Annotated in this window: 12 protein-coding genes; 11 read left to right on the top strand and 1 reads right to left on the bottom strand. The window is 44.5% G+C overall.

The features are described from left to right. Nucleotides 1-13: 13 nt before the first annotated feature. The 11 genes from OCU60_RS09725 (at nucleotide 14) to OCU60_RS09675 (ending at nucleotide 10,430) form a co-directional block, all read left to right on the top strand. On the top strand, nucleotides 14-565 hold the full coding sequence (locus OCU60_RS09725) for a DinB family protein (protein ID WP_074374532.1): 552 nt from the start codon (nucleotides 14-16) through the stop codon (nucleotides 563-565). 1 nt (nucleotide 566) lies between these two features. Beyond that, on the top strand, nucleotides 567-1,337 hold the full coding sequence (locus OCU60_RS09720; protein ID WP_074374531.1) for an NRDE family protein: 771 nt from the start codon (nucleotides 567-569) through the stop codon (nucleotides 1,335-1,337). A 51-nt stretch (nucleotides 1,338-1,388) separates the two neighbouring features. Then, on the top strand, nucleotides 1,389-1,832 hold the full coding sequence (locus OCU60_RS09715) for a YHS domain-containing (seleno)protein (RefSeq protein WP_074374530.1): 444 nt from the start codon (nucleotides 1,389-1,391) through the stop codon (nucleotides 1,830-1,832). Between the two features lie 11 nt (nucleotides 1,833-1,843). Then, on the top strand, nucleotides 1,844-2,299 hold the full coding sequence (locus OCU60_RS09710) for a hypothetical protein (protein WP_074374529.1): 456 nt from the start codon (nucleotides 1,844-1,846) through the stop codon (nucleotides 2,297-2,299). After that, complete coding sequence (locus OCU60_RS09705; RefSeq protein WP_074374528.1) at nucleotides 2,299-4,113, top strand: lysophospholipid acyltransferase family protein; 1,815 nt, start codon at nucleotides 2,299-2,301, stop codon at nucleotides 4,111-4,113. The genes OCU60_RS09710 and OCU60_RS09705 overlap by 1 nt, the downstream gene beginning before the upstream one ends. Before the next feature lie 587 nt (nucleotides 4,114-4,700). Continuing rightward, nucleotides 4,701-5,018, top strand: a complete 318-nt coding sequence (locus OCU60_RS09700; RefSeq protein ID WP_074374527.1) for a hypothetical protein — start codon at nucleotides 4,701-4,703, stop codon at nucleotides 5,016-5,018. A 467-nt stretch (nucleotides 5,019-5,485) separates the two neighbouring features. Next, nucleotides 5,486-6,022 (top strand): ClbS/DfsB family four-helix bundle protein, encoded by a 537-nt coding sequence (locus OCU60_RS09695; protein ID WP_074374526.1) that lies wholly within the window; start codon nucleotides 5,486-5,488, stop codon nucleotides 6,020-6,022. A gap of 103 nt (nucleotides 6,023-6,125) precedes the next feature. After that, entirely contained in the window at nucleotides 6,126-6,590 is a 465-nt protein-coding gene (locus OCU60_RS09690) for an acyltransferase (RefSeq protein WP_182287433.1), read from the top strand. Between the two features lie 749 nt (nucleotides 6,591-7,339). Beyond that, complete coding sequence (locus OCU60_RS22945; RefSeq protein ID WP_083602562.1) at nucleotides 7,340-8,914, top strand: S-type pyocin domain-containing protein; 1,575 nt, start codon at nucleotides 7,340-7,342, stop codon at nucleotides 8,912-8,914. Continuing rightward, entirely contained in the window at nucleotides 8,907-9,359 is a 453-nt protein-coding gene (locus OCU60_RS09680; protein WP_083602561.1) for a hypothetical protein, read from the top strand. Before OCU60_RS22945 ends, OCU60_RS09680 begins: the two co-directional genes overlap by 8 nt. Nucleotides 9,360-9,551: 192 nt before the next feature. Beyond that, nucleotides 9,552-10,430 carry a HEPN domain-containing protein gene (locus tag OCU60_RS09675; RefSeq protein WP_074371397.1) on the top strand — a complete coding sequence of 293 codons (879 nt, stop codon included), beginning with the start codon at nucleotides 9,552-9,554 and terminating at the stop codon, nucleotides 10,428-10,430. A gap of 451 nt (nucleotides 10,431-10,881) precedes the next feature. On the opposite strand, the gene OCU60_RS09670 is transcribed toward OCU60_RS09675, so the two are convergent. After that, the gene (locus OCU60_RS09670; protein WP_074371396.1) at nucleotides 10,882-11,220 is read right to left on the bottom strand and encodes a hypothetical protein; all 339 of its coding nucleotides are present in this window, start codon (nucleotides 11,218-11,220) and stop codon (nucleotides 10,882-10,884) included. Nucleotides 11,221-11,495 lie beyond the last annotated feature (275 nt).

The following is an 11,495-nucleotide window of genomic DNA, read 5'->3' as shown; positions in this document are numbered from 1 at the left end:
CAGACGAGACTTTATGTTTGCAATGTTAAATACACTAAATAAAACAGAGCAGGATGGTACGAATTTACCTGTTATCAAAGGGAGCTTTGAGGCGTTGGCGCAAGGCCATCAGTTTTTGGAGCATTTGAGTGATGAGCAATATACCTATGTTGCTTTACCTCATGTGGCTAGCTCAGTTGGACAACATTATCGTCACTGGTTGGATATCTTCCATGCCATAAAAAGCGCTAACAAAGTGATTGATTATAACCAGCGCCGACGAGGCCATGGTGTGGAAAGCTCTCGTCAGATGGCCATGTCGGAAATATCAGAGCTAGTGACATGGCTCTCAGCGAAAACAGAGCTGGAGCTAAAGCGTCGTGTCAGTGTTGTTACGGAAGTGTGTGTGACGCAAACGGAAGCTTGCACCATGACTTCGACATTAGAGCGAGAGCTGACGTTTGCCTCCCTTCACGCTAACCATCACTTTGCCATGGCAAAAGTCGTGTGCAGTTTATTGGGCGTTGAAACGGATGCAGCGTTTGGTTTCGCACCGGCCACCATGACTTATATAAGGGGGCAGTAGTATGTGCTCGGTTTCATGGCTAGTAGATAGCGATGGCTATCAAGTTTTTTTCAATCGAGATGAACAAAAAAGCCGTGCCTTGGCTTTACCTCCCGCTCGGCTGTCCATCAATGATACCGATGTATTGATGCCCATTGACCCGGTCGGTCAGGGGAGTTGGATTAGTTTGAATGAGTTTGGTATGACCCTGTGTTTGTTGAATAACTATCAAGGTCAAGTTCCCGAGGGGAAGCTGATTAGTCGTGGACAACTGCTTAAAACGCTCTCTTGTGAGGTCGGTGTTAAGCAGGTGAAGCGTACTTTTGTCGCGCTCGATTTACAGCATTATGCGCCCTTTACATTATTGGCATTCGATCCGAGCTTGAGTGCCAGTTGTTCAGAGGTGATGGCGTTTTCATGGGATGGTCGTCACTGCACGATTGCCCCGACGGACTCGCCGCTGTTTTCCTCCGGTGTTGATCTCGAAAACGTATTGAATTATCGCAATGGCTTATACCAAGCACTGACTCAAGCAGACAAAAGCTTTGCCCAGTTGCTTCAGTTTCACACTTCCCATCATCCTGAGCACACACATATGTCGCCCTGTATGCATCGCGATGATGCTCAAACGGTGAGTTTCACTTATGTGAAGGTGAGTGCTTTGCGTGAGGAGAACAGTCGGGATCAGGTAATGGCTTATGTGCCGGGTTCTCCCTGTCGCAGTCAGTTATCAGCGGGATCTTTAAAACAGCATAGTTATCGCTTGCATCGTGCGGAGTTGTTAGCGTCCTGATGGTGCTGAGTCTAAAAAGGTTGATTAAAAAAGGGTAGGAGGTAATTTCTAATGAAAAAGTTATTCGCGTTTTTATTGTTTATGGTAATGAGTAGTGCAGCTATGGCTGAGGATCAGATCTATACGGGGACATTTAGTAATAAAGCCGTAGATGGCTATGATCCAGTGTCTTACTTTATGGATGATATGCCAGTAAAAGGTAAGTCTGATTTCAAAACGGAATACAAAGGGGCGGATTGGTATTTTGCTTCGCAAGAGCATTTAGATATGTTCGAAGCTGAGCCGGAAAAGTACGCACCGCAGTTTGGTGGTTACTGTGCTTGGGCGGTTTCTACGCAAAAAGATTTTGCGCCCGGAGACCCAGAGCAATGGGCAGTGGTCGATGGCAAATTGTATTTAAACTATAACAAGAATGTAAAAAAACGCTGGGACAGTGATCGTACATTGCATATTAAGCAAGCGAATGAAAATTGGCCTGAGCTGATCAATAAATAGGAGTTTGAGCCATGAAATTTCAAGCAACAAAGTATCTGGCATCGGCCTTTATCGCGTTTGTTTTTGTACAGTCATTGTTTTTCAAATTCACAGGCTCTCCTGAAACAGAGTATATCTTTGGCACGTTAGGGCAATGGTCTGGGCTAGATTTCTTTGGTGCGTATGGTGCTTACATCATAGGTGTTGCGGAGTTGATCGCGACGGTTTTACTGTTCAGTCGCTTCCATGGATTTGGCGCACTGATGACGCTAGGTATTATAAGTGGTGCCATATTCTTTCATTTATTTACGCCGTTAGGTGTGCAGATGCCAGAGTTTAATAGCAACGGTGAAGTAATAGGAAACGATGGTGGCTTGTTGTTTGGTATGGCTTGCCTTGTTTGGCTATGTGCGGCGTTTTTAACGATTAGAGACTACCAAGCGGAACGCAGTTTGCTGCGTCAGCTCATGAATAAAGGAGCATCATGATGCTAGCAAGTCCATTTCGATTACCTCGATACACACCTTTTGGTTTAGCTGAGGCAGCGTTTGAACGGTTGACCGGGCTTGCCAAACTGGATCATTTGTATCAACAAAGACCTCAGCAGTTATCCAGCTTTGAGTTTATGAGCTACACCTTGTCAGCCTTGAAAGTTGGCTATGAGGTAAGTTCAGGTGCGGTAAGCAATATTCCTGAGCAAGGCCCTGTTGTTATCGTAGCCAATCATCCTTTGGGCGCGATCGAAGGCGTGATCTTGGCGGATCTGGTTGGCTCGGTGCGTAGCGATGTGAAAGTACTGGCAAACCAGTTGCTAAAGCGTCTACCGGAAATCAGTGATTTGTTTATTGGCGTTGATGTATTTGCTGGCAAAGACGCGGCCAGGATCAATAGCTTAGCGATCAGGGAAGCTCATCGACACCTAGCAGATGGTGGTGTGTTGATTGTCTTCCCTGCTGGGGAAGTCTCGACCTATCGTAAAGATGGGGATGGTAAAGGCGAGCAGGCGTTATGGGATATCGAATGGAGTCAGTCCGTTGCTAAGTTTATTCAGCGTAATCAGGCGACCTCGGTACCGATTTATATTAATGGCAAGAATAGTCCCTTGTTCTATCAAGCTGGGCGTATTCACCCCCTACTGAGAACAGCATTACTAGGACGCGAGCTATTAAATAAAAGCGCCGCGCGGATTGCTATCTCGATTGGTGACCCCATCCCTTATTCTGAAGTATCAGGCTTCGAAAAAGACAAAGATTTAGTCAGTTATCTGCGTTTGAATACCTACTTGATGAGTGATAACCAAGTCAGTGATGTGTCGCATGATAAGGCCGATTATGCCAACGAAGCTGAAGTGATTGCTGCCATTGAGACAGACCTGTTAGTGCAAGAAATCAGCGCTTTACCGGCTGAGAGCTTTTTGCTGGAGCAAGGTGACTACGCTGTGTATTGTGCACCGGCGTCGGCTATCCCACATTTGATGCAAGAAATTGGTCGTGTGCGAGAAGAAAGCTTCCGTGATGTGGGCGAGGGCAGTGGCCTGGCCTGTGACGTAGATAAATACGATGATTATTATCATCAATTATTTGTCTGGCATAAAAGCGATAAGCAGCTTGTGGGAGCTTATCGTATGGGAAAAGTCGATGAGCTGATTAAGCGCTACGGTTTGAACGGGCTTTATTCTAGAAGCTTATTTCAATATGATCAGGCGTTTATCGATACCTTGGAAAACAGCATAGAAGTAGGGCGCTCGGTGGTCGCTTTGCCATATCAAAAAAGCCTTAACTCACTGCTAATGCTGTGGAAAGGGCTTGCGACATATGTCCACAAAAATCCTAAATACACCCACTTTTTTGGTCCTGTAAGTGTCAGTAACGACTACAGTCATACGGCGCGGCAGCTGATTGCGGCCACTTTGTCGATCCACTACTACGATCAGGAAAAAGCCGCTTTAGTACAGCCTTCCACACCACTGAGAAGTCGTGGCAATACCTTTTGGCAACCTAATTTACTGTCTGCTTTAGCGAATGTTTCTTTGCTTTCCAAGGTATTGGCGAAAATGGAATCTGGTAAAGGCGTCCCCGTTTTGCTACGTCAATATCTTAAAATGAATGGCAAGCTTGTTTGCTTCAATGTGGATCCCGCTTTTCATAACACACTGGATGGACTGATTGTTGTGAATCTTAAAAATGTCCCAGTGAATACCTTGGGTAAATACATGGGCAAACAAGAAGCGGAAAGCTACCTAAGGGAAAAAGGTTGTTTGGATTCTCCCCCCGTTTTCCCGGACGGTTTTGGTTTGATTTAGCTTTCGTGTTTACGGTGCATCCCGTTATTTTCATCGGTTTCGATATTGTGTTGTTCATACTTGGGGCGCAGTCGGGGATGTGATTGGAATTGAGAAACGAGATTGCGTCCCACACACCTGCATCACAAGTTTTATTGGTCTAGCCTTTGGCTATGAAATTTGACGCACAATTACGTTTTGCGGTTTCAGAGGCATTGGTGCTCTGTGCGCCAGTTCATCTTTCAGAGATGAAAGACGAACCAGAAAATCTTTTTTTGTTTGGCTTGGTTACGCGTTGTCCAGAACCAGCTTTTACGGGCGTTCTGCCCGGAAAAGCTTAATCATTCTTCCATGAATGATTTTCTTGGTTGGGTGGTTGATTTGCGTTGGGTGAAACATAGCAAAAGCTGGATTGGTCACGAGACTCAGGGGGAAAAATCATGGACGATTTTTCAATTATCCCCTAACAAAAAATCTTGAGCAGGATGCGAATCAATCCGACCCTGATAACGCGCACTGAACCCAAAAAAGATGCTTTTGGTTCCTTTTGCATCCATCAAAAGGAACTGGGGCGCTGTCGAAGAAGTTAATGAAATTGAGGAAAGTGATTGCGCACCAAACCGCTGCACCTCAATTTTTATATTCCCCAGCCATTGGCCCCAAATTTTGACGCACAATTGCGTTACTCAATTTCAGAAGCATTGGTACTCTGTGCGCCAGTTCATCTTTCAGAGATGAAAGACGAACCAGAAAATCTTTTTTTGTTTAACGGCGTCACATGTTGTCCAGAACCAGCTTTTACGGGCGTCCTGCCCAACCAAGAAAATCATTCTTCCTTGAATGATTTTCTTGGTTGGGTGGTTGATTTGAATTGGGTGAAACATTTTAAAAGCCAGTTTGATCGATGCACTCAGGATGAAATTTAAATCATTTAGACCTTCTTTTTTTGCCTTTAAAAAATAACCAATAAAAACAGCAAGATACAGGAGGGCGATTTTAACAAGGTAAAAAAGGGTTTTTGTCGCGAACCACTTGCTGCCACTTATTTTTTCGTGATATGTTCATTGTTCACTGCCGCATAGGCAGCTTAGAAATCTATCTGTAATAACGGGTATTAGCGCATTACGTTCACTGCCGCATAGGCAGCTTAGGAAATAAATGTTAATAGTTTTCACAGAGGAATCTTGTTCACTGCCGTATAGTGGGTAAGCAGAACTATTGCTTTGAATTGAATCGCATTTTTCCCAGTAATGTGCATAAAGTGAGGGTTGGTGGTGTTCTTTGTCAGTCAATTGCTATTTATCCATGTTGTCGGACTGGTTTTCCGCTGGACTTCAAACAGCCGCAAATGCGAGCGTTAGTGCTTATCTGTCGACGATGAACGGAGTTTGTTATGGCGAGACCAAAGACAAAGGAAGCGTTAATCTACCAAGCTGATGAGAATTTCATGAAGCTATTTCGGTATATTGATTCAATGCCCGAAAGTGTATTAAATACTGAATTTGATTTTTCCAGTGATAAGGACAAAACGGAATTGCATTGGGCGCGCGATCGAAATCTTCGCGATGTATTGATACATCTGTACGAATGGCACCAGTTGTTACTCAAATGGGTCAAATCAAACATAGCGGGACAGCAAGCCAACTTTCTTCCTGAACCATATAACTGGAAAACATACGGACAAATGAATATTGAGTTTTGGGAGAAGCACCAAGCAACAGAATTGTTGGCAGCAAAACATTTAGTACAGGAAAGTCATGACGCGGTGCTTGAGTTAGCGAAAGGCTTTACGGATGAGGCGCTTTTTACTAAACAGTATTTCAATTGGACTGGCACAACAACTTTAGGTAGTTATTGTGTATCTGCGATGCCAAGCCACTATGATTGGGCGTTAAAAAAGCTCCGGGCTCACTTAAAAATGCAGTCGTAAACCTGAGCATCGCTTTCTTTTTACGATGCATTCCGTTATTTTCATCGGTTTCGATATTGTGTTGCTCATACCTTTAGCAGGGCATTCTATTCCTGGAGATACAATGACAACCCCACGAATTTTAAAAGCTCAAATGAAAGATATAACCTGTGGTGAAAACGTTACGATTGTTGAGCCTGCGAATATTTATGGCTGCGAGCTTAAGGATGACGTGTTTATTGGGCCGTTCGTCGAAATACAAAAGAACTCAGTCATTGGTGCCCGGACAAAAATACAGTCGCACACTTTCATTTGTGAGTATGTCACGATTGGCAATGATTGTTTTGTCGGGCATGGGGTGATGTTTGCGAACGACCTTTTTAAGAACGGCCGGCCGGACCCAAACCCGGATAATTGGGGGCGCACCGTGATCGCAGACAACGTTATCATCGGCTCGAATGCAACCGTGCTGCCTGTTGATATCTGTGATGGCGCTGTGATTGGTGCCGGGAGTGTGGTGACGAAGGACATTACTGAGAAAGGGATCTACGCGGGAAATCCGGCCAGAAAGTTAAGAGACTTACCGTAAGTACCTACATTTCCCTCGCTACGAGATTCTCAGCATGGACGTGTTGAAGAATAAATTAAGATGATTGAGCTTGTCATTTTTAGCCTCCGGCCTCGAAATATGACGCACAATCAGCGTCAGTGATTTCAGAGGCATCGGTGCTCTGTGCGCCAGTTACTCTTGCCAAGATGCAAGCGTAACCAGAAAATCTTTTTTGTTTGGTTTGGTTACGCGTTGTCCAGAACCAGCTTTTACGGGCGTCCTGCCCGGAAAAGCTTAATCATTCTTCCTTGAATGATTTTCTTGGTTGGGTGGTTGATTTGAATAAAGTGAAACATTGAATCAACAAAGCTCAATTGATCGATGCTCTCAGGGTGAAAAATCATGGAGGATTTTTCAATTATCCCCTAACAAAAAATCTTGAGCAGGATGCGAATCAATCCGACCCTGATAACGCGCACTGAACCCAAAAAAGATGCTTTTGGTTCCTGTTGACATCTATCAAAAGGAACTGGGGCGCAGTCGGAGATGCTAATGAGATCGAGAAAAGTAATTGCGCACCAAACCACAATCCAATCCTAATATCCCCCTTTATTTCATGTTACCCCCATTCCAAAAATAACCTTTTCCCTATCAGGAAACCAAATTCAAATATGACTTATAAACTCTATCGAGTATAATTATAGATTCATATGAAAACAAAATTATCAATAAACGAGTATCAATAAGCATCCATCGATAAAACAATTACGGCTCAGCCAACAACGTCAATGAACGATCAAACCACTCAAATTTACAACCTGATGAGATATGAATTTGCTCAGGTTGAAGGAGACTTCACTTCTCTAAGAGAGTCAGATGTGAAATCCGTTATCCCTGCTGGAATGCGCTTTGCTGATTTTCTCGGACAGCTTCGCAGCGCCCATCAGGTATTACTGACGGATGTGCCGTCGATTCCGTTACTCATTCAGGATAGGGATGAATGGGGCAATCAATATTGGCGAGTGAATCCTGCGGTTGAGCCTCATCTCGATTCATTAGCCTTCAAGGCTTATACCGCCAGAGTTGAATTGGTCAATCATGGCATTGGTTCAACTTATTCCGGCAGTGTGAATGCCTCAGTTTCTACCGAGCCTTATGTCGAACGTGAACCCGTGAAACTCACTTTAGCAGCGCGTCTGAACAAACAACGTCAGGAGCGGTTACGGGAGCAGGATAAAATCCCACTGCCTTCATCCGCATGGCAAAACGCATTTAACCAGCCACCAGCCAAACCCTCCCGTTTCGCCAAATCCGCTCTGGTGCCGAGAGGTAGATGTGACATCGGCACACAACGAGAGTCACTTTCTTCGCTGGGGGATTATGCGGCTTATACAATTGCCGTCGGGCAGGGGATCAGTGCTGCTTCTGAAGACGCGTTTTTAGCACGTATTGGCGGTGCAGCGCTGGCAGAACTGCCGGGACTGGCGATGAAAATCATTGGGCGAGCCGGAGTGTTGGCCGCATTTGTGCCCAATAAATTCGCTGACAGCACGCTCTACAGTGCAGAAGATATTCGCGAGAAAGACAGGGTTGAAACCAATATCCGCTTGGGTTTCAATACGGAAGGCCGGATTTACGGCTATCACGTCAATGGGGCGATGATTCCCAAGCGTGAAGTCAAACGGGTCGGTGAGCAGTTTGTCGTTGCGTTAGAGCCGGATGTCACCATTGAATGGGTGCCGATTAGCGGCGATTTCGGCGGCAAACCGATTCTGGTTAATCCGATCCCGGAGATGGAAAAATTCGATATCTGGATCCATCCGCAAGCGGAGCAAGGCCAAGCATTTGATAACACCTACATCACGCCAATCGCGGATGCGGATTTACAAGACTATATTCTGACCTTTCCGGCTGAGACCGGGTTACCACCGTTGTATGTGGTGTATCAGAAAACGGATAAGCCAAAAGTAAAACCGTTGGAAGTTGGGACTTATGGCGAGCTGGCGGCAAGAAGTGCGAAAGATGGGATGGACATTGATCATATTCCTTCATTTAAGGCGATTGAAAAGTGGGCTTCAAGCGATGGTGAGGATTTAACAGCCGCTGAAATCCGGGCTTTAAAAAATACTACAAATGGGCTTACCATACCGAATGAGATTCATAGAAAATGTTCCCGTACGTATGGAGGACGAAATACTGATAAGCAAAGTTCACTTGATGCTTTAGATTTAGAGACAGCGGCTAACAAAGATATGAAGGCAATTCGTGGTTGCTTAGCGCAACATGGATACAGTAAGAACGATATTGATAATACATTTGATAAACTGCATAGATTAAATAAAGAAGCGGGGTTATATGACTAAACCAACTCAGTGGCTCAATCAAACTTATCAAGAACTTGTGCATGATTCGTCGTTCATGGCTGTAATCGGTGGAAACGTTCCTCAGTTTGATGAAGTGTTAGATGAAAGACATGACATTGTTTGTTGTGACGGTCATGTGAACATGATTTTTGATCGTGATTATCGATTGAAGACGCTGATTTTTTCATTATCGCCTGATAGCGCTGTTTGTGTTCGCTATATTGCGACAGAGTTAATCTTTTTTAATCAATCTACTGTGATTCATGATGTGCTTAACACATTAGGAGAGCCTGATGAGATAGGGAAAGCGAAGAAGATTCCCGGTTTAATAAAAAAGGGCTGGTTAAGGTACAACCGTGAATTTTACAGAATAACTTTCTCTATCGATAATAGTGATCCAGATAAGATTGCAGACGTTCGTTTCAGTGCTTCTCCCAACAATTGAATTTTTGATACTATTTTACCTTCCCAGCCTCTGGATAGACATGGCTCAAGATAAATACGAATAGCTACTCCTTTGAATTGCATCGCATTTTCTCTCAAGGAACAATGTAAAACGAATGGTGATGGTATTCTTTGTCAGTCGCTTCTTTTATGCTAGTGCTATTCGTCCACAACAAGCCTCAATACTGCGATTATGAAAACATCCCTCGACCATCTGCCCGAATATAAACAGCGTGAGCTGGCGGACATCTCAACGATTCTGCGTGATACATTGGAAGATTACCTGCAAGGCAAGCAGGGCAGTAAGAGTGAGTTTCGCATTCTGAAAATTATTCTGTTCGGCAGCCACGCAAAAGGCAGTTGGGTCAAGGATCCGGTTAACGGTTATATCAGCGATTACGATATTCTGGTGATCGTTAATAAAGCCGCCTTGGTGGAGGATTATGTAGTCTGGCAGCGGGCCGAAGAGCAAATTGATCGCAAAGTGAAATCGGCACCGTTGGGTTTGATTGTTCATGATTTGCAGGAAGTGAATGAACGATTGCAACAGGGTCACTATTTTTTTAAGGATATTCGCGAAGAGGGAATCGAACTGTTTGCCGCGACGCCGAAACCGTTGGCGGAGCCGGGAGATTTGAGTGAGGAAGAGCTGCGAGAGATAGCCCGTAAGCATTATGAACACTGGTTTAAGCGTTCATGTAGCGGGTTAAAAATGTTTCATTTCGCGTTTGAAAAATCAATGATTCACGATGCCGCTTTTACGCTTCATCAAGTCACAGAAAAACTCTTTGCCTGTACATTGCTCACTTGTACCAACTACTTGCCGAAGTCTCACAATATCGAGAAACTCGGTAATCTGTGTGCACAGATTGATTCGGCCTTTGCTGAGATTTTCCCGATGGATAATAAATTCCACCGCCGCAGCTTCCGGCGTCTGCAACGGGCGTATATTGATGCGCGTTATTCTGCGCACTACGAAATTACTGAAGAAGAATTGAATTATTTGGTGGCAGAGGTGCAGAGGTTGCAGGCATTAACCGAACAGGTTTGTCGGGGGAGAATAGGGGATTAAGTGATCGTTGTATTTTGATTCTCTCAGTATCCGGCTCCCAAATTTGACGCACAATTGCGTTTTTCGGTTTCAGGGATATTGGTGTTCTGTGCGCCAGTTACTCTTGCAGAGATGCAAGCGTAACCAGAAAATCTTTTTTTGTTTGGCTTGGTCGCACGCTTTCCAGAACCAGCTTTTACGGGCGTCCTGCCCGGAAAAGCTTAACCATTCTTCCTTGAATGGTTTTCTTTGATTGGTGGTTTGTTTGAATTGGGTGAAATCTCTTTAAGGCGAAGCCAACTTGATCGATGTTCTTAGGGTAAAATTCAGGGATGAATTTTAAGCAATTCCCTAACAAAAGAGCTGAGCAGGAGCGAATAAAAGCGCCCCTGATTACGCGCGCTGAACCCAAAAAGATGCTTTTGGTTACTTTTGACATTTATCAAAAGTAACTGGGGCGCAGTTGGAGATGCTAATGAGATCGAAGACGGTCATTGCGTCCCAAACTCAGCATCATCCTTTTACTTTTCCAGCCTCCGGCGTTGCAGTTTGACGCACAATTGCGTTCCTCAATTTCAGAGGTATCGGTGTTCTGTGCGCCAGTTACTCTTGCCAAGATGCAAGAGTCACCAGAAAATCTTTTTTGTTTGGCTTGGTCGTGCGTTGTCCAGAACCAGCTTTTACGGGCGTCCTGCCCGGAAAAGCTTAACCATTCTTCCTTGAATGGTTTTCTTGGGTGGTTGATTTGAATAAAGTGAAAGATTGAATCAACAAAGCTCAATTGATCGATGCTCTCAGGGTGAAAAATCATGGAGGATTTTTCAATTATCCCCTAACAAAAAATCTTGAGCAGGATGCGAATCAATCCGACCCTGATTACGTGCGCTGAACTCAAACCCTAGGCATTTTTGGGTACTTTTTCGGCCATGAAAAAGTACCTGGGGCTCAGTCGGAGATGCTAATGAAATCGAGGAACGTAATTGCGTCCCAAACTAACAGATTTACTATTGGTCACACCAAACCACAATTTAATCATTTCAAGCTGGCTTCCCTGCTACCTTGTTTGTTACGGTTAGTTGAACTATT

It is taken from the genome of Vibrio spartinae, from assembly GCF_024347135.1.
GTDB classification, from domain to species: Bacteria; Pseudomonadota; Gammaproteobacteria; order Enterobacterales; family Vibrionaceae; genus Vibrio; species Vibrio spartinae.
This window is presented reverse-complemented; position numbering and strand designations above follow the sequence as displayed.

What these genes read in the sequence shown, in the direction of transcription:
- OCU60_RS09725 (WP_074374532.1), top strand. Translation starts at nt 14, where the DNA reads ATGTTTGCAATGTTAAATACACTAAATAAAACAGAGCAGGATGGTACG.
- OCU60_RS09720 (WP_074374531.1), top strand. Translation starts at nt 567, where the DNA reads ATGTGCTCGGTTTCATGGCTAGTAGATAGCGATGGCTATCAAGTTTTT.
- OCU60_RS09715 (WP_074374530.1), top strand. Translation starts at nt 1,389, where the DNA reads ATGAAAAAGTTATTCGCGTTTTTATTGTTTATGGTAATGAGTAGTGCA.
- OCU60_RS09710 (WP_074374529.1), top strand. Translation starts at nt 1,844, where the DNA reads ATGAAATTTCAAGCAACAAAGTATCTGGCATCGGCCTTTATCGCGTTT.
- OCU60_RS09705 (WP_074374528.1), top strand. Translation starts at nt 2,299, where the DNA reads ATGCTAGCAAGTCCATTTCGATTACCTCGATACACACCTTTTGGTTTA.
- OCU60_RS09695 (WP_074374526.1), top strand. Translation starts at nt 5,486, where the DNA reads ATGGCGAGACCAAAGACAAAGGAAGCGTTAATCTACCAAGCTGATGAG.
- OCU60_RS09690 (WP_182287433.1), top strand. Translation starts at nt 6,126, where the DNA reads ATGACAACCCCACGAATTTTAAAAGCTCAAATGAAAGATATAACCTGT.
- OCU60_RS22945 (WP_083602562.1), top strand. Translation starts at nt 7,340, where the DNA reads ATGAACGATCAAACCACTCAAATTTACAACCTGATGAGATATGAATTT.
- OCU60_RS09680 (WP_083602561.1), top strand. Translation starts at nt 8,907, where the DNA reads ATGACTAAACCAACTCAGTGGCTCAATCAAACTTATCAAGAACTTGTG.
- OCU60_RS09675 (WP_074371397.1), top strand. Translation starts at nt 9,552, where the DNA reads ATGAAAACATCCCTCGACCATCTGCCCGAATATAAACAGCGTGAGCTG.
- OCU60_RS09670 (WP_074371396.1), bottom strand. Translation starts at nt 11,220, where the DNA reads ATGATTTTTCACCCTGAGAGCATCGATCAATTGAGCTTTGTTGATTCA.